A 17,559-nucleotide genomic window follows, 5' to 3' on the forward strand; every position below is an offset into this window, starting at 1 on the left:
TCCTATTATATCATAAAAAGGAGACCCCGGCATTCTGTCAAAATGCCTCTTTTCTTATATGCCAATCTGATTGAGGTCCGCCAAGAGCAGCTGGCGGCGCTCATCTTGATTAGTAGCTGGGTCAAAGAGAATTTCTTTTTTTATCTTGCCATCTAAAATGAGCAGAACCTTGTCTGCATAGGTAGCCACGCTGGCATCGTGCGTCACTAGGAGAATACTGGCGCCCTGCTGGTGGAAGTGCTGCATGAGCTCCATAGCTTGACGGCCAGCCTGAGAGTTGAGCGCTCCTGTCGGCTCGTCAGCAAAAATGATTCGAGGCTGGTTCATGAGAGCCCGGCAGATGCCGGCTCGCTGGAGCTGGCCGCCCGATACTTGATGGATAGAGCGGTTGGCAATGTCCTTAATCCCGGTCAGAGCCATTAACTCCTTGGCTCGTTCATAGGCTGCCTTTCGCTCACTGCCTTTCTTACCAATGATACTCGGTAGGCAGATATTGTCTAGGATATTGAGATTTTTCAGGAAGGTTGCCTGCTGGAAGACAAAGCCGAAAGCCTCTCTGCGAAGGCGGTCTAAGTCCTTATCTTTCATAGCTAGCAAGTCCTGTCCCTGGTAAAGAATCTGGCCTTGGTCAGGTCTGTCAATGGTGGACAGAAGATTGAGAAGAGTGGATTTCCCGCAGCCAGACGGCCCCATGATGGCGATGAATTGGCCGCTTTCAATCTCTAGCGACAAATCACGGAGAATGGGCTCCTGATTTTCCTGATAGCTTTTGCTGAGGTTATGTGCTTCTAATAACATAGGCTTCTCCTCGGATGTAAAATAAATGCTAAGCTCTCGAAAGCTATCTGCTTAAGATTAATGTTCCTTGAGATAGCGTCCAATTTCCAGCTTGTTCAGAGCTCGGAGACTGATGTGTGCTGCTGTAAGTCCGCTAAGAAGCAGAGCCAGCGGTGTCCATAGAAAAGTAAGGGGCTTATTGATGATGAGCTGGAGTTTGCTGATACCGAAGCTGCTGAGCAGCAGACTGCAGACTTCTTGCCCTAGACTAAGGAGCAGCAGGTCGGCTATTGCCAGAGCCAGCATCAAGATGAAGCAGACAGCGAGCAGGTAGTGGCTCCTGAGTCGTTCACTGCCAAATCCCAGCATCCGATAAAGTGCCAAGTCAGCTTGGTCCTTGGTGAAAATCATATAGACAAAGAGGGTCATAAGGATGAAGATGATTCCCAGTCCTGTCCAGAAAACGCTGGTCTGAATCAGGCGGAGCATGGCTAGCGTGTCATCAAAAGTCTGATGGAAAAAGTCTTCTACATCGGTTAATTTATAGTTGGAATAGCGTTTTTTCCATTCGTTGATTTTTTGAGCTTTGTTGCTAGCATCTTTAAGACGGATGGTCGTCAGACTATTGAGCGTTTGCGCTTGCTTTGTCACAAAGACAGCCTTGGCGGTCTTGCCTCCGTAGGTCAGGTCCGAGTAGATACCGACTACTTTTAGTTTTCTGGTTTGACCGTCTACCGTCAAGGTCAGACTGTCTCCAACATTTAGCTTGAGCTCTTCTGCCTTAAGCTTGGAGAGAGCAATTTCATGCTCGTTTTTAGGATAGCGGCCTTGGCTGTATTTGACTGGAAATCCCGCATGGTTTCCCAGAGTTACCCGCAACTGCTGGGTCTGACCTTGCTGGTCTTGATAGGAGAAATTCTGGCTCTGGTACTGATTGATCTCTGCGATATCCTTGTCTGCCCGCAGTTCTTTCAGAAGCTGGGCAGCCTTGGTATCAATATCTTCAGTCTGAGAAATATCAACCAACACATCTGCCTGACCGGCTCCCAGATACTGAATGAAATTCTTGTCCATCACAGTGCTGTAGAGACTGGCTGGCAGCAGGATAAGCAAGCTAATCAGACTGACAATGAGCAAGATAGTCAAATAGAGTTTCTTATGACTGAGAATCGTTTTCAGGGCGAAATAGGGCCTGTCTAAGAAGGGGATAGTCGGTAAACCCATCTTCGGAGTAGAACGCGTCTCGGTCAGACTGTTGGAAGAAGCTAATCTTAAAGCTTGGCCGGGTGTCATTTTCTTAAAGGAGCTGAGAGGACGGACAGTCAGCCAGAAGACCAAGAGACAGAGCAACAGAGCTACTAGCATTTCCAGAAGATAGCTATAGAAGGGCGTCGGACTTTGCCCCATAGACAGTGCCATCTGCTTTTTAAAAGGACCACTCAGAAGAAAGGACAGTCCCCATCCTACGATGGTTGCCAGAGCTAGGCAGAAATAATACTTGGTCAGGTAGACCCTGCTGATAAAGCTTTGGGGCAATCCCATCACCTTCATAACGGCAATCTGCTGCAGTTCTTCTTGAATCTTGGTCAAGAGGGCAAAGCGCATGCAGAGAAAGGTGATGCCAATGATAGCCACAACCAGCAGCCCCATGACTAGGATGACTAGAGCATCATTGAAGCCGTTAATCATCTTGATAGTCGGATAGGTAATCATAGGCGGTCCGTTGGACTCGAGCTCGGCATTTTTATAGGCTTGCTCGACAGCTGAGATCTGACTAAGCTTATGCACTCGAAAGGCAATCAGGTTCTCATTAGATGCAAATGCTTCTTTTTTCAGAGTCTGCAAATCAGTCTGTGAGATGAGGAAGCGTTTGGAGGAGACTAGACCGGCATTCATCTGGGCATCTCGGATAAATCCCTGGACAGTTAGCCGTAGCTTGCCGACCCTTATTTTGTCGCTGATTTTGATTTTTCCGCTATTGTAATAATAAAGGGGGATATAAACTTGCCCTGGCTGAGGCTGGGCAGGCTGGTTATTCTGATCCAGCAGAAAGTCAAAGTTTTGGTTCTGACTGGAAAAGCCATTATCCTGGGAGCTGTCCTGAAGTGAGTTTTTCTCATTGATGCGGATGGCTGATCCTTCCACATTGACAAAGTCTGTCAGCTGCCAAGAGGCAATTTCCGGATGCTGCTGGACGAAGTTTTGCAGGCGTTCTCGGTTGACGTTTCCGCTGTGCATCTGTAGCAGGTGAGGACTTTTAGCTGTTTCCACAAAGCGCTCAATCGAGCTAGTGAGACTAACGGTCAGGCGAGTGGCTGCAAAGCTCAGAGTCAGAGTCAGAAGCAGGAAAAGTCCAATGACTAGCATGCTGACTTTGTTTTCTTTTAAATCATTTTTTATCAAGCGTTGAAACATATTCCAGCTCCTTTACTGAACGTGCTCGGGAGAGCAGATAAGCACCAATGCTGATAGAGATACCGGATAGGATAAAGAGCAGACCATAGCCTCTGCCTCCTCCGACACCGATGATTTTTCCGACAGAATTTGCCAGCCAGCCAAAGTAAGTCAGTGAGGGCTTGAAAAGAGTGTCCGCGACCCAACCCATGCCGGCATAAGCTAGCACATAGCCCAGCTGAGAAATAATCCCTATGGTCCCCCAGACCTTGCCTTGGTCAGCTTTGTTAATATTGATGCGGACCAGGTAGTCAATGGCTGTATTGGCGAAAGGTAGGGCAGCAAAGAGGAGAAAGCCAAAGCTGCAAATCCAGATGAAGTTTTCCTTCATTCCCAGCCCAACCATGAAGAATCCCAGTAGAAATAGTGAGAGGCAGAGCATACGATGGAAGTGTTTTTTGATAGCAAATATCCCCAGAACCAAGCCTCCTATCAGCATCCCGCTGCTAGAGATGGTCATGACCCAGCCGGCTGTTTTGGCGTCTGCGAAAGCCAGCACCAAGGGAGAAAGCAGGATTTGGACAGTTCCCAGAAAGAAGGAAAAGCCTGTTCCAGCTAGGACTAAAATCCAGATTCCTTTTTTCCCATAGACGATTTGAAAACCTTTAAGGAAATCTGCCCAGAAACGACTGTCACTGCTATAAACTTGCGAATGAATGGCTCTACGAGCCAGCAAGGTGCAGGCTACTGTCACGAAAATGGTCGAAAAATCCAGCAACAGAATCGTGCTGATATGTCCACTCGCCAAAATCATTCCAGCCAAGGCTGGTGAAATCAGATAGCGGGCAATGCCATTAATCTGAGACAAACCGGTTGCTTTTGATAACTGGTCCTCAGGCAGCAAGTCGGAAATCGTAGCCCGAAAGGCCGGATTGACCAAGGCTGAAAAGAGCGAACTAATGGCAGCTCCGATACAGATAAAAATCAAAGCAGGATTCTTCAGACTAAAGTAAATCCAGAGAACTCCTAAGCCTGACAGGCCATCTCCCAGGGCAATCAGCAATCTTCGGTCATAGCGATCGGCCAGAATTCCAGCTAGAGGAGTAACCAAAAGACCGGGTAGAAAAGCACAAAGAGTAACAAAAGAAGAAACAGAAACCAAACCGGTCAGCTGGAAGATATAAACTCCTAAAGCGAAAGAAGTCATACCAGAGCCGATTTCCGAGATGAGGCTCCCAATCCAAATCAATAAAAAGAGTCTAAAGCCTGATTGTTTCATAGTTACCTCCTTATTCTTGCAATGTCAAGTAAGTGTAAATAGTAAATCTAGTAATTAGCTGTCTAGCTGCTTTGAGTCTGAATCAAAGATAGAAAGGGATCGAAGTAGCCTTGCCGGCTGTGAAAAAGAGTTTCTAAAAGATAGAGAAAAGCCTGCAGTTTTTGCTGCTGTTTTTCTAGGGATAGAGCTTGAAAGCTGCTGCCAAAAACTTGAAGCGAATAAGTTAAAACCATTTCCAGGCTTTCGTAGGCATAGTCAGTCCTCATATGTCCAGCGATGATGCCGTCTTGGATGATGGGAAGTAGAATCTGAGGCGCCCGTTCAAGAAGAATTTGATTGGTCTTTTCGTGCAGGAGTGCATTTTGTGGCTGATTGAGATGCAGTAGCACTTCCTCTCCCTCTTGGTGATTGAGATTCAGTGCAGCTATGCTGCCAGCCAAGCGTTCTAGGACAGTTAGTTCACGATTATTAGCAAAGGCTTGAGAAGCTGTAAATGCTTGTTCAATAGTTCGCTCAATGATGGCATCCATTATCTCTTCCTTAGAAGAAAAGTAATAGTAGAGAGTACCGCGGGCGATTTGAGTCGCTTCTAAAATCTGGGAGATAGAGGTCTGGTCAAAGCCTTGCTCCATAAAAAGCTTTTGTGCGGTATCTAAGATAAAGTCTTTTTTATTAGCCATGCTTGCATCCTTTTTGGTAGTAAAATTTTATTCGACTGACAGTCGGTCCATTTTTTTCTTTATCGTACATCTTTTCTAAATCAATGTCAAGAATAAAGACAGTTCTACTATTTTTTGATATAATAAGTCTAATCAAAATTGAAGGAGTATATCATGACTTTTATTATTATTCTTATTATTGTCGCGGTTTTAGCATTCTTCGTTGTTGGTGCTTACAATACCTTGGTTAAAAGCCGCATGCAGACTCAGGAAGCTTGGAGTCAGATCGATGTGCAGCTCAAACGCCGTAATGACTTGATTCCTAACCTCTTGGAAACTGTCAAAGGCTATGGCAAGTATGAGCAGGCAACCTTGGAAAAGGTAACCCAACTGCGCAACCAGGTAGCTTCAGCTGCTTCACCAGCCGAAGCTATGCAAGCCAGCGACGCCCTTTCTCGTCAGATTTCTGGAATCTTTGCAGTAGCTGAAAGCTATCCAGATCTGAAAGCAAATACCAACTACTTGAAGTTGCAGGAAGAGCTGACCAATACTGAAAATAAAATTGCTTATTCTCGTCAGCTTTATAATTCAGTTACTAGCAACTACAATGTCAAGCTGGAAACTTTCCCAAGCAATATTGTTGCAGGAATCTTTGGCTTTAAAGCTGCGGACTTCCTCAAGACACCAGAAGAAGAAAAGGCTGTGCCAAAAGTTGACTTTGGCAGCACTGGACTAGGTGACTAAGATGTTATTTGATCAAATTGCCAGCAATAAAAGGAGGACTTGGCTCCTCCTTATCGCTTTTTTCGGACTCTTGGCTCTTGTTGGAGCAGCTATTGGTTATCTCTGGCTGCGGTCTGCTGTTGGTGGTATCTTGTTAGCTTTAATTATCGGCGCGATTTATGCCGGAGTGATGATTTTTCAGTCTACAGAGGTTGTCATGGCGATGAACGGAGCTCGCGAGGTCTCTGAGCAGGAGGCGCCTGAGCTTTATCATATTGTTCAAGATATGGCCATGGTCGCACAGATTCCTATGCCACGTGTCTATATCGTAGAAGATCCCTCTCCCAATGCTTTTGCGACCGGCTCTAAGCCTGAAAATGCAGCTGTTGCAGCAACGACAGGTATCTTGCAAATCATGAATCGTGAGGAGCTTGAGGGAGTGATTGGCCATGAAGTCAGCCATATTCGCAATTACGATATCCGAATTTCAACGATTGCTGTGGCTTTGGCCAGTGCTATTACCATGTTGTCTAGCCTAGCTGGCCGGATGATGTGGTTTGGTGGCGGACGTCGGAGTAGTAATGATCGAGATAACGATAGTGGATTAGGAATTATTCTACTTATCGTATCATTGATTGCTATCGTTTTAGCTCCTCTGGCAGCTACCTTGGTGCAGTTGGCCATTTCTCGTCAGCGGGAGTTTCTGGCTGATGCTTCCAGTGTAGAGCTGACCCGCAATCCGCAAGGGATGATCAATGCTCTACTTAAGCTGGATCGCAGCGAGCCTATGGAGCATCATGTCGATGATGCCAGTGCAGCTCTCTATATCAGCGATCCTAAAAAAGAAGGCGGTCTGAAGAAACTTTTCTATACGCACCCTCCTATCTCAGAGCGGGTGGAGCGCTTGAGGCATATGTAAAAGCTGGGAGAAATCTCAGTTTTTTTATTGTTTATGCTATAATGATAGACGAATAATATAGTAAGTAGGAAATATAATGAAAAAACTAAAAGCCTCTAAAGATTTATTTGCAATTTTTTATATTGTTAATTGGATTTTGTCTATAATAATAGCCCCTTTGGGTGGCTATGCAGTTATAGTTCTAATGCTATCTACTATAGAATTTCTGAGTTCAGGCAAGACAAGCATATTAATGCAGTTTATGATGTTTAGTATGATTTTTAAGTTTGTTGTTCTAATCTATCTGTTTATTTATCTGATTTTGAGCCTTCGTTCGCTGATTCAGAGTATAAAGACAAGCAAGGACTCGCTTCATCTGGCTCCAATCAGTTTAATTCTGACTCTGTTGCTTCAGCTATTTCCATTCATCTCTGCTTTGAAAGATACGCGAACCATAGAACCTTATCGCTGGTTGATAGGGGTTGTGCCACTATGCTCGATTTTGTCTTTCCTCAGCTATCTTTACGCTCGGTATGGACTCAAAGGACAAAGAAAGAAGGCACTGCTCTGGGCAGGGCATGTGGTTAATGGCATGCTAACTTTGCTCATGGTTGTAGCTTTTTTTCAGCCTATCATTCCCCAATTAACACGAACCAGCCGAGTTCTCAGCAGCTTGGAGCAGGAGTACAAAAAGCGGGGTATGGATGCTAAGGTAGAGACTGTACCGAGTGGATACGGGGAAGAAGATTCGAATAATCCAGACTTTAATGATATATACCCAATCGGGAAATTTAAAGTAACTATTGGCAAGCATTCTTTTTATGAAGAAGTTCGAGTCAATAAGGCAGGAGGCATTGAAGAAGCTGCGTTTATTGATCCGAAAACAACACCTTCTCCCATCCTGCGAGTTATTCTCCAAAAGGAAAATAGTCAAGAAAATCTAATCAAAACGAAAGAAAATGTAGAAAAAAGTCTAGATAATATAGATGAGAGTGTTAATATCATTCCTCATTATGGGAATACAGAGGTTTCCGTAGAGTACATAACTAATCCTAAGCGCTCAAAACCCAAGAGCTTTGAGGAAAAAGATTTCAAGTTAAATTCTCTCTTTGATCTTACTGATGAGAAATTGCTAGAAAAAGAAGATGTTTGGATCAGTATTAGAATTGAGCTGAATCTGAAGCAAAGGCTCTTTGCTTCAGATTCAGGAGAAAAATTCTTGCATGATATGGACTATTCCCTCTTTCAGACAGGAAACTATGTCTTTGAGATAGAGGAGACAGACAAGGATAATGTTACTAGCAAAAAGCAATTTTTTGCTAAAATTAAGGACGGAAAGTTAGTCCAGTTAAACAAGAACGACAGTGACCAAGACTTGACTGAAGGGTCAGTATCATTGCTAGAATACTCTTATCGTGGTAGTATAGGCTATTCCATAGACGAAGGGTATGACCACATGGTTGATTGGCCTGATTGATACGGAAGGGAATAGAAGAGGGGGGATTTTATGATTCTATTCCCTCTTTTTTTAGTCAAATCTATTTTAGTTCATTAGGCAGATTTATTTTTCTTCCTTTCATTCATGTCTAAAAAATATTCGTTTAGATTTTGTTACAGTTTTATTTCAGTCATCTATAAACCTTAGATCATCCAAGTTTATTTTTGTATAAGTAAGGAGGCTAGGTTTGAAAAAGCCAGTGTTTTCAAGTTGTCAGGTTGAACCCTTCTGAAATTCTTATAAAATCAATATTTTCTTGAAAACCATAAAACTTTCAGAAAAATCACTATATTGAGTATTCCTATCTTTCAAATTAATCTATTTGTATTATTTGGAAATATAAAGTATTTTTTTTGTAACATATTCGAAATATATTACTAGTATATTAAATTTAGTAAAAAATTTTATTGCATATATGAAACCGAGGGCTCAATATGTTGAAAACATTTGGAAAAATTTTCAAAGTCATTAGAGAATCAAAAAATATGTCTCTTAAAGAGGCGGCAGCCGGAGATATTTCAGTGGCTCAGCTGTCTCGTTTTGAGCGGGGAGTCAGTGGTATTACGCTTGATTCTTTCTATTGTTGCTTAAAGAATATGGCTGTTTCTCTAGACGAATTTCAGTATGTTTACCATAACTACATTGAGGCAGATGATGCGCTTTTCTCAAAAAAAGTAGCTGATGCTTATCAGGAAAACAATGTCGTCAAGCTCCAAAGTATATTAGCTAGCTCAGAAGCTTTGGCTAAAAAGTTCCCTGAGAAGAAGAATTATAGGCTTAATACAATTGTTGTTAGAGCAGTATTGTCTTCCTGCAGTCCAGATTTTCAGATTAGCAAGAAAGATGTAGAATTTCTGACCGATTATCTCTTTTCCGTTGAGGAGTGGGGGCGTTATGAGCTCTGGCTCTTTACTAATAGTGTGGATCTATTGACCTTGGAAACACTGGAGACCTTTGCTAGTGAGATGATTAACCGCACCCAGTTTTATAATAATCTACCGGAGAATCGCCGGCGTATTATCAAGATGCTGCTTAATGTTATCAGCGTCTGCATAGAGAGTAATCATTTGCTGGTTGCTATGAGATTCCTCAATTATCTTGACCATTCTAAAATCCCTGAGACAGATCTTTATGATCGGATGCTGATTAAGTATCATAGGGCTCTTTATTCCTACAAGGTTGGGAATAGCTATGCTCTGAGAGATATTGAGGAGTGCTTATCTTTCTTGGAATTTTTAGATTCTTTCGGTGTTGCCCAGAAGCTCAAAGCTCAGTTTGAAAGGATTTGCCTTTCGCAGTTGCAGATGTGCAAATAAAATAGACTCATTTCTAAAAATATACTAGAATAAGAGTATAACTTTATACCAAATTCAGAAGGAGGCTTTATGATGGAGAAAAAAATTCATTATAAGATGCATAAAGTTAAGAAGAACTGGGTAGCCATCGGTGTGACTACCTTAGCACTTATCGTAGCACCAAAAGTACTTGGTCTCGAAGCAGGTCTTGTCCACGCTGATGATGTTAAGCAGGTGGCAGTTCAAGAACCAACTGCAGCTCAGGATAGTGGCTCAGGGCAGCCAGTTCAAGTACAAGCTAACTCAGCTTCTCAGTTGGAAGCAGAAAAAGCAACTTCTGCAGACAAGGTGACTGATGCTGCTGTAGCCAGTGAAAAAACTGCTGAAACTGCAGCAAATACGGAAGCAGCTGCTACTCAAGAGCCAGCTAAGCCGGCAGTAGCAGAAGCAGCAACTACAGAAAAAGCGGCCGTTGCTGAAGAAGCAAAAGCAGCTAATGCAACATCAGAAACTGCTAAAACTGCAGCAATTGCTCAAGATAGACAAGCAAGTCCAGCAACTGCTGACAAACAAGCAAAGAAGACTGTTACAGACAAGATTGTTGCAAATCCAAAGGTTGCAAAGAAAGACCGCTTGCCAGAACCGGCTCAAAGACAGGGAGCGATAGCTGAAAGAATGGTGGCTGCTCAAGCCCAAGCGGCGCCTGTTAATGCTGAGCATGATGATGATGTCTTATCTCACATCAAGACCATTGATGGCAAGAAATACTATGTTCAGGACGACGGTACAGTTAAAAAGAATTTCGCTGTTGAGCTTAATGGAAAAATTCTTTATTTCGATGCAGAGACTGGAGCACTGATTGATTCAGCTGAGTATCAATTCCAGCAAGGTACTAGCAGCCTTAACAATGAATTCACCAGAATGAATGCCTTCCATGGCACTACGGAAAAGGACATCGAAACAGTTGACGGCTACCTGACAGCGGATACTTGGTATCGTCCAAAAGCTATCCTCAAGGATGGAAAAACATGGACTCAGTCTACAGAGACTGACTTGCGTCCGCTTTTAATGGCTTGGTGGCCTGATAAGCAAACGCAGGTTAGCTATCTTAACTATATGAACCAGCAAGGTTTGGGAGCAGGAGCTTTTGAAAACAAAGTGGAACAAGCTATCTTGACAGGTGCTTCTCAGCAGGTTCAGCGCAAAATTGAAGAAAGAATCGGTAAAGACGGCGATACTAAATGGCTGAGAACGCTGATGGGTGCATTTGTCAAAACTCAGCCAAACTGGAATATCAAGACAGAGTCTGAAACAACTGGTACTAATAAGGACCACTTGCAAGGCGGAGCTCTGCTTTATACCAATAGTGAGAAGACTTCTCATGCTAATTCTAAGTACCGCATCCTTAACCGCACACCTACCAACCAAACTGGTACACCTAAGTACTTCATTGACAAGTCAAATGGTGGTTATGAGTTCCTACTAGCTAACGACTTTGACAACTCTAATCCAGCTGTTCAGGCTGAGCAACTCAACTGGCTGCACTTTATGATGAACTTCGGTAGCATCGTAGCCAATGATCCGACTGCTAACTTTGACGGAGTCCGTGTCGATGCGGTGGACAATGTCAATGCGGACTTGCTCCAGATTACTTCTGATTACTTCAAGTCTCGCTACAAGGTTGGAGAAAGTGAAGAAGAAGCCATCAAGCATCTGTCTATCTTGGAAGCTTGGTCTGACAACGACCCTGACTACAACAAAGACACCAAGGGTGCTCAATTACCGATTGATAATAAGCTTCGTCTGTCCTTGCTTTATTCGTTCATGCGTAAGCTTTCTATCCGTAGTGGTGTAGAGCCAACGATTACGAATAGTCTGAATGACCGTTCTACTGAAAAGAAAAATGGCGAGCGGATGGCCAACTATATCTTTGTTCGGGCTCATGATAGTGAAGTGCAAACCGTTATTGCCGATATCATCCGAGAAAATATCAATCCAAATACAGATGGTTTGACCTTTACCATGGATGAGCTCAAGCAAGCCTTCAAGATTTACAACGAAGATATGCGCAAGGCAGACAAGAAGTATACGCAGTTCAATATCCCAACTGCTCATGCTCTCATGCTCTCCAACAAAGACTCCATCACTCGGGTCTACTATGGTGATCTCTACACAGATGACGGTCAATATATGGAGAAAAAATCTCCTTACCACGATGCTATCGATGCCCTGTTGCGGGCTCGGATTAAGTATGTAGCTGGTGGTCAGGACATGAAAGTCACCTATATGGGTGTACCTCGTGAGGCTGATAAATGGTCTTACAATGGTATTTTGACTTCTGTTCGTTACGGTACTGGTGCCAACGAAGCAACAGATGAAGGTACAGCAGAAACTCGTACCCAAGGGATGGCAGTTATTGCTTCTAATAACCCGAACCTGAAACTGAACGAATGGGATAAACTGCAAGTCAATATGGGAGCAGCCCATAAGAATCAATACTACCGTCCTGTGCTCTTGACGACCAAAGATGGTATTTCCCGCTATTTAACTGACGAAGAAGTGCCTCAATCCCTCTGGAAGAAGACAGATGCCAATGGTATTTTGACCTTTGATATGAATGATATCGCAGGTTACAGCAATGTCCAAGTTTCTGGTTATCTGGCTGTTTGGGTACCAGTTGGTGCTAAGGCAGATCAGGATGCTCGTGTAACAGCCAGCAAGAAGAAAAATGCCAGCGGTCAGGTTTACGAATCTAGCGCAGCTCTTGATTCTCAGTTGATTTACGAAGGCTTCTCTAACTTCCAAGACTTTGCAACTCGCGATGACCAATATACCAATAAAGTTATTGCTAAAAATGTCAACCTCTTCAAGGAATGGGGAGTGACTTCATTTGAGCTGCCACCGCAGTACGTATCTAGCCAAGACGGTACTTTCCTAGATTCTATCATCCAGAATGGTTATGCCTTTGAAGACCGCTATGATATGGCAATGAGTAAGAACAATAAATATGGTTCTTTAGATGACCTGCTCAATGCTCTCCGTGCTCTTCACAGTGTCAATATCCAAGCCATTGCGGACTGGGTGCCAGACCAAATCTACAACCTGCCAGGCAAGGAAGTGGTAACAGCAACTCGTGTCAACAACTACGGAACCTACCGTGAAGGCGCAGAAATCAAGGAAAAACTTTACGTTGCCAATACTAGAACGAATGGTACAGACTATCAAGGCAAGTATGGTGGAGCCTTCTTGGATGAACTCAAAGCTAAATACCCAGAAATCTTTGAACGAGTACAGATTTCCAACGGTCAAAAGATGACGACTGATGAGAAGATTACCAAGTGGTCAGCTAAACACTTCAACGGTACCAATATCTTAGGTCGTGGTGCTTACTATGTTCTTAAAGACTGGGCTAGCAACGAATATCTCAACAACAAGAATGGTGAGATGGTACTGCCTAAGCAATTAGTTAATAAGAAAGCTTATACAGGATTTGTTAGTGATGCTAATGGTACTAAGTATTATTCAACTAGTGGATATGAGGCTAAGAATGCCTTTATCCAAGATGAAAATGGAAATTGGTATTACTTCAACAACCGTGGCTATCTGGTGACAGGCGCGCAAGAAATTGACGGCAAGCAAGTTTATTTCCTCAAGAATGGTATTCAGCTGCGTGACTCGCTCCGCGAAGATGAAAACGGCAATCAGTACTACTACGATAAGACTGGTGCCCAAGTTCTCAACCGTTACTACACTACTGATGGCCAAAACTGGCGTTACTTTGATGCCAAGGGTGTCATGGCTAGAGGCCTGGTAACCATGGGCGGCAATCAGCAATTCTTTGACCAAAATGGCTACCAAGTCAAGGGCAAGATTGCGCGTGCCAAAGATGGTAAACTTCGTTACTTTGATAAGGATTCAGGTAATGCTGCTGCTAACCGCTTTGCCCAAGGTGATAATCCAAGTGACTGGTACTATTTCGGAGCAGATGGTGTTGCAGTAACAGGTCTTCAAAAACTTGGCCAGCAAACACTTTACTTCGACCAAGATGGCAAGCAAGTCAAGGGTAAAATCGTGACACTTGCAGACAAGAGTATCCGTTACTTCGATGCTAATTCAGGAGAAATGGCAGTCGGCAAGTTTGCAGAAGGATCTAAGAACGAATGGTATTACTTCGATCAAGCTGGTAAAGCAGTGACAGGTCTTCAGAAGATTGGCCAACAAACCCTTTACTTTGACCAAGATGGCAAGCAAGTCAAAGGTAAAGTAGTAACTCTGGCTGATAAATCAATCCGTTACTTCGATGCTAATTCAGGAGAAATGGCAGTCGGCAAGTTTGCAGAAGGTGCCAAGAACGAATGGTATTACTTCGATCAGGCTGGTAAAGCAGTGACAGGTCTTCAGAAGATTGGCCAACAAACCCTTTACTTCGACCAAAATGGTAAGCAAGTCAAAGGACAGCTAGTAACTCTGGCTGATAAATCAATCCGTTACTTCGATGCCAACTCAGGAGAAATGGCAGCCAACAAGTTTGTTGAAGGTGCCAAGAACGAATGGTACTATTTCGATCAGGCTGGTAAAGCAGTGACAGGTTTGCAGCAGATTGGCCAACAAACCCTTTACTTCGACCAAAATGGCAAGCAAGTCAAAGGTAAGATTGTCTATGTCAATGGTGCTAACCGTTACTTTGATGCCAATTCAGGAGAAATGGCGCGCAATAAATGGATTCAGCTGGAAGATGGAAGCTGGATGTACTTTGACCGAAATGGTAGAGGCAGACGCTTTGGCTGGAACTAAAAGCAATAGAATAGGCTAAATGAAACTTAATTTTTAGCTTTCTAATACACAAAAACGATAACTCCTTATTTGGAAGTTATCGTTTTTTGCTGTCTTCTGGGAGAATAAATTTAGAAACAAGATTAAATCTATCAAATTTCTTTAACATCTTTCTTTTTTTCGATAGATAGGAGCAGAGCAATCACACCGATAATGCTGAAGATGAGCCAGCTAGCGTTCATATTCCAGAGGGCCAGGCTGCTGAAGACCATAGTACCAAAGGGAACAGAGAAAGAAAAGAGCAGACTCAGAAAGCTGGAAGTCTGAGCGAGAACATCAGAAGGCAGTTTGCTCAGTAAGAGGGTGTTGATTTTGGGATTGATCTTGCCAGAGATATAAGCTAGTAAAAAACCAAAAGCAATGCCGACGAAAACAGGCAGATGCAAGAAATTGCTGACAGCAAGCAGAATCATGGTAAGAGCAGCCCAGAGGGTTAGTTGATTTAGAGAGAGACGGCTAAAGTAATCATTGGGAGTCAGGCTGGCTGCGATTATGGCTAGGACAAGAGTGGTCTGAAGAACCAAGAGAGACTGGCTAAAGGACAGCTGGAAGATGGGGTTATCCAGCAAGTAGAGATTATAAAGAGCTATAAGAGAACCTGCCATAGCGTTGACAATCAGGATTTGAGCCAGCAGTTTGAGAAAATTGTTAGAACCTTCCTGCTCAAAAATGAGCTTGGACGATGTGTACATTTTCTTCAATTCTTCTTTCAGAGGAGCTTTTTTCTCAGAAATTGCCACTGGGTCATGAGTCAATCTGCGACGGACTAGGTAGAGGATGGTGGAGGATAGGAGAAAGGTCAAGGCGTTAACCAAAGCCACTAGGAAGAAGTCTTGCTGGCTGACGGTTAAGAGCCAAACTCCCAAAGCTTGTCCGGCCAGGCTACAGAGAAAGCTGATAAGCTGGGTAAAAGAGAAGGCTTCCATAAGGTCTTTCTCTGGAACATTCTTTTTTAAAATCGGCATTTGCAGGCCGCTGCGATAGTCGCTGATGATATCTGAAAGAATATTCATCAAGCAGACGGCTGAAAAGGCTAGATAAGAGCTAGAGCGAGTCATGAAGGCGACAAGGACAAAGAGCAGGGCTTGAAGATAACCAAAATGAATCAGCCAACGAGCTTTATGGATAGTCTTGTCAGCTTTGATGCCGGCAAAGATAGTAAAGAAAGTCGGAACCAGAACGATAAAATTAGCCACAGCAATAGCAAACTTGGGATTGGGCATGCTGGAAGCAAATACCACAAAAACAATATTGAAAATAGAAGCTCCCAAGGTGTTGAAGATTCGGGAAAGACTGAGTGAGGCATAGACCCCATTTTTAAAAAATAATTTCATCGTAGACTCCTTTTCTAAACTGCAAGAATGAATGAAAGCTGATTGGGTGCATCTGTAATCTGGCTTTTGTTTTTCTCTTTCTGATGACCATTATAGACCGTTTAAAGCCAAAAACAAGGGCTTTTCGGCAACTGGTTAGGTCTCATAAGTAAGTGGTAAAATTCTGAAAGTGACTTGCGCTAGCTCTTTCTGCTTTTAGTATAAAATAGAAAATCTAAGCAGCAGGAAATATTGCATATATTCAACGATTTTTTGTGCAATTGTTAAGATGAGTAAGTTGGAGTGTATTTTACATCAAAAAAACCACTTTCCAACTCAATATCGCTGAGCTTAAAAGTGGAGATTTGCGTTATTTACTATATTTTTGAAAAGCAGTATCAAGGGCTTCTTGATAGTAGTCAGCACTATGCTGACAGTTCAAGATTCGGAAAATATCGACCGCTTTCTTCATTTGAGTGAGCCCCTCTTCTGTTTTCCCTTTCAAACAGATCAACTCTCCCTGAGCAAAGAGATAGACAATTCGGAAGTAAGTCTCATTTTCTTCATAAAAGTGTCGCTCAATGACTTGTTGGAAATAGTCTGCTTGGGTGATGTTTTCCTGACTAATGGCCAGAAGATAGCCATTAAGAAAGGTAGTGTGCAGGGTGTTGCGATTGTTGGCAAACAAGGCTGTAAAATCATTTCTTGAGAGGATTTCTTTGGTGTATTGGGAAAACAAGTCTAGAGATAAAACCGGAGTGCAGACAGAGAAGAGATTGAGCTCGTAGCGCCCCCAAATATCAACTGAAAAGAGGTAATCATCCAGGAAATCAAGCTCGCCTGGGCAGGCCTTTTCAGACTCTTTGAGGGCACAGAGATAGGCCTTTACAATCAGGCGTTCAACCCAATCACTAGCCTTCTTGCTTTTTTGAGTGATTTTTTCTTTCTCTAGATAAAGTTCTTCTAAGAGGTTGAGCTGATTGGCTTGCAACAGGTCTTGAATCTTGCTTAAGAGTTCCTTGTGAGAGTGATGGTTCTGGATGCCGGCTGCAACGGTAAATTCTTCCGTTTCCGTGTGGATGGCGCTGAGAGCGCTAAAAAGTTTCTGAGCCGACAGTTCGCTCTGCCCATTTTCAAAGCGAGAAAGCATAGATTTTGAAAATTCTCCGCCAGTCGCTTCGGATAAAGAGATGTGCCTTGCCTTTCGAAAAAATCTAAAAACCTGTCCTAGATGTTCCATTGTCTTCCCTCCTTGCATTTTATTATAACAAAATAATTTTCAATGACATCGAAGTGCTCAAACATGATATAATATAAAGAAAAAAACAAAGAGGAACTTATGTTGCATATTCAAGAAATTCGGAAGAATCCAGATGGACTAGCCTTTGAGAAAAAGCTGGACTTGGCAGAGGAGTTAAAAGAGCGCAATCCTGAGATTTTAGATGTTCAGGATATTGTAGCCAAAGGAAAGGTTCAATATGAAGACGGCCTTTATTTTCTGGATTATGACTTGTCATATACCATTACCTTAACGTCCAGTCGTAGCATGGAGCCAGTGGAACTCAAGGAGTCTTATCTAGTCAACGAAATTTTCATGGAAGAAGGACAGGCTCCATCGCAGGAACTGATTGATCAGGACTTGGTGCTTCCGATTGAAAATGGCGAGATTAATATAGCTGAGAGTGTAGCTGACAATATCCTGATGAATATTCCACTGAAAATCCTAACAGCTGAGGAAGAAGCCGGCCAAGGTTTTCTGTCTGGTCAGGACTGGCAGGTTATGACGGAGGAGGAATTTGCCACTGCCCAGGAAGCTCAAAAAGAGAAGAACAATCCTTTCGCCGGTTTGCAAGGACTTTTTGATGAATAATTCTTGTAAAAATTTTGAAA

At 43.1% G+C, this 17,559-nt stretch carries 12 protein-coding genes; 6 read left to right on the top strand and 6 right to left on the bottom strand.

Annotated features, from left to right (window positions below):
- Positions 1-54 precede the first annotated feature (54 nt).
- The 4 genes from K1J09_RS05420 to K1J09_RS05435 all read right to left on the bottom strand — a co-directional run bounded on the left by K1J09_RS05420 (position 55) and on the right by K1J09_RS05435 (position 5,130).
- A complete protein-coding gene (locus tag K1J09_RS05420; RefSeq protein ID WP_223323248.1) occupies positions 55-798 on the bottom strand; it encodes an ABC transporter ATP-binding protein in 744 nt (247 codons plus the stop codon).
- Between the two features lie 57 nt (positions 799-855).
- A complete protein-coding gene (locus K1J09_RS05425; protein ID WP_223323249.1) occupies positions 856-3,192 on the bottom strand; it encodes an ABC transporter permease in 2,337 nt (778 codons plus the stop codon).
- Positions 3,167-4,450, bottom strand: a complete 1,284-nt coding sequence (locus tag K1J09_RS05430; RefSeq protein WP_223323252.1) for an MFS transporter — start codon at positions 4,448-4,450, stop codon at positions 3,167-3,169. Before K1J09_RS05430 ends, K1J09_RS05425 begins: the two co-directional genes overlap by 26 nt.
- A 62-nt stretch (positions 4,451-4,512) precedes the next feature.
- Positions 4,513-5,130, bottom strand: coding sequence for a TetR/AcrR family transcriptional regulator (locus tag K1J09_RS05435; RefSeq protein WP_223323254.1), 618 nt, complete (start codon positions 5,128-5,130; stop codon positions 4,513-4,515).
- A gap of 153 nt (positions 5,131-5,283) precedes the next feature.
- Between K1J09_RS05435 and K1J09_RS05440 the strand changes: the two genes are divergently transcribed.
- The 5 genes from K1J09_RS05440 (at position 5,284) to K1J09_RS05460 (ending at position 14,317) form a co-directional block, all read left to right on the top strand.
- Complete coding sequence (locus tag K1J09_RS05440; RefSeq protein WP_002898080.1) at positions 5,284-5,853, top strand: LemA family protein; 570 nt, start codon at positions 5,284-5,286, stop codon at positions 5,851-5,853.
- 1 nt (position 5,854) lies between these two features.
- Positions 5,855-6,751: a zinc metalloprotease HtpX gene (gene htpX, locus K1J09_RS05445; RefSeq protein WP_223323255.1), complete on the top strand. Its 897-nt coding sequence runs from the start codon at positions 5,855-5,857 to the stop codon at positions 6,749-6,751.
- Between the two features lie 76 nt (positions 6,752-6,827).
- Positions 6,828-8,207 (top strand): ABC transporter permease, encoded by a 1,380-nt coding sequence (locus K1J09_RS05450; protein ID WP_317627835.1) that lies wholly within the window; start codon positions 6,828-6,830, stop codon positions 8,205-8,207.
- A gap of 455 nt (positions 8,208-8,662) precedes the next feature.
- Complete coding sequence (locus tag K1J09_RS05455) at positions 8,663-9,544, top strand: helix-turn-helix domain-containing protein (RefSeq protein ID WP_223323259.1); 882 nt, start codon at positions 8,663-8,665, stop codon at positions 9,542-9,544.
- A 69-nt stretch (positions 9,545-9,613) separates the two neighbouring features.
- Positions 9,614-14,317, top strand: a complete 4,704-nt coding sequence (locus K1J09_RS05460) for a glycoside hydrolase family 70 protein (protein ID WP_223323261.1) — start codon at positions 9,614-9,616, stop codon at positions 14,315-14,317.
- A 131-nt stretch (positions 14,318-14,448) separates the two neighbouring features.
- Here K1J09_RS05460 and K1J09_RS05465 read toward each other — a convergent pair whose 3' ends face one another.
- Together K1J09_RS05465 and K1J09_RS05470 are read right to left on the bottom strand one after the other, a co-directional pair.
- Positions 14,449-15,690, bottom strand: a complete 1,242-nt coding sequence (locus K1J09_RS05465) for an MFS transporter (RefSeq protein WP_223323262.1) — start codon at positions 15,688-15,690, stop codon at positions 14,449-14,451.
- Positions 15,691-16,039: 349 nt separating this feature from the next.
- On the bottom strand, positions 16,040-16,909 hold the full coding sequence (locus tag K1J09_RS05470) for an Rgg/GadR/MutR family transcriptional regulator (protein ID WP_223323264.1): 870 nt from the start codon (positions 16,907-16,909) through the stop codon (positions 16,040-16,042).
- A 99-nt stretch (positions 16,910-17,008) separates the two neighbouring features.
- Here K1J09_RS05470 and K1J09_RS05475 point away from each other — a divergent pair, with 99 nt between their 5' ends.
- Complete coding sequence (locus tag K1J09_RS05475; RefSeq protein ID WP_223323266.1) at positions 17,009-17,539, top strand: DUF177 domain-containing protein; 531 nt, start codon at positions 17,009-17,011, stop codon at positions 17,537-17,539.
- The last annotated feature ends 20 nt before the right edge of the window (positions 17,540-17,559 follow it).

The organism is Streptococcus sanguinis, from assembly GCF_019928825.1.
GTDB classification, from domain to species: Bacteria; Bacillota; Bacilli; order Lactobacillales; family Streptococcaceae; genus Streptococcus; species Streptococcus sanguinis_L.

Bases quoted from the DNA above. Each gene is read 5' to 3' on its own strand.
- htpX (WP_223323255.1), top strand. From the start codon at position 5,855: ATGTTATTTGATCAAATTGCCAGCAATAAAAGGAGGACTTGGCTCCTC.
- K1J09_RS05420 (WP_223323248.1), bottom strand. From the start codon at position 798: ATGTTATTAGAAGCACATAACCTCAGCAAAAGCTATCAGGAAAATCAG.
- K1J09_RS05455 (WP_223323259.1), top strand. From the start codon at position 8,663: ATGTTGAAAACATTTGGAAAAATTTTCAAAGTCATTAGAGAATCAAAA.
- K1J09_RS05465 (WP_223323262.1), bottom strand. From the start codon at position 15,690: ATGAAATTATTTTTTAAAAATGGGGTCTATGCCTCACTCAGTCTTTCC.
- K1J09_RS05460 (WP_223323261.1), top strand. From the start codon at position 9,614: ATGATGGAGAAAAAAATTCATTATAAGATGCATAAAGTTAAGAAGAAC.
- K1J09_RS05430 (WP_223323252.1), bottom strand. From the start codon at position 4,450: ATGAAACAATCAGGCTTTAGACTCTTTTTATTGATTTGGATTGGGAGC.
- K1J09_RS05425 (WP_223323249.1), bottom strand. From the start codon at position 3,192: ATGTTTCAACGCTTGATAAAAAATGATTTAAAAGAAAACAAAGTCAGC.
- K1J09_RS05470 (WP_223323264.1), bottom strand. From the start codon at position 16,909: ATGGAACATCTAGGACAGGTTTTTAGATTTTTTCGAAAGGCAAGGCAC.
- K1J09_RS05435 (WP_223323254.1), bottom strand. From the start codon at position 5,130: ATGGCTAATAAAAAAGACTTTATCTTAGATACCGCACAAAAGCTTTTT.
- K1J09_RS05440 (WP_002898080.1), top strand. From the start codon at position 5,284: ATGACTTTTATTATTATTCTTATTATTGTCGCGGTTTTAGCATTCTTC.
- K1J09_RS05475 (WP_223323266.1), top strand. From the start codon at position 17,009: ATGTTGCATATTCAAGAAATTCGGAAGAATCCAGATGGACTAGCCTTT.
- K1J09_RS05450 (WP_317627835.1), top strand. From the start codon at position 6,828: ATGAAAAAACTAAAAGCCTCTAAAGATTTATTTGCAATTTTTTATATT.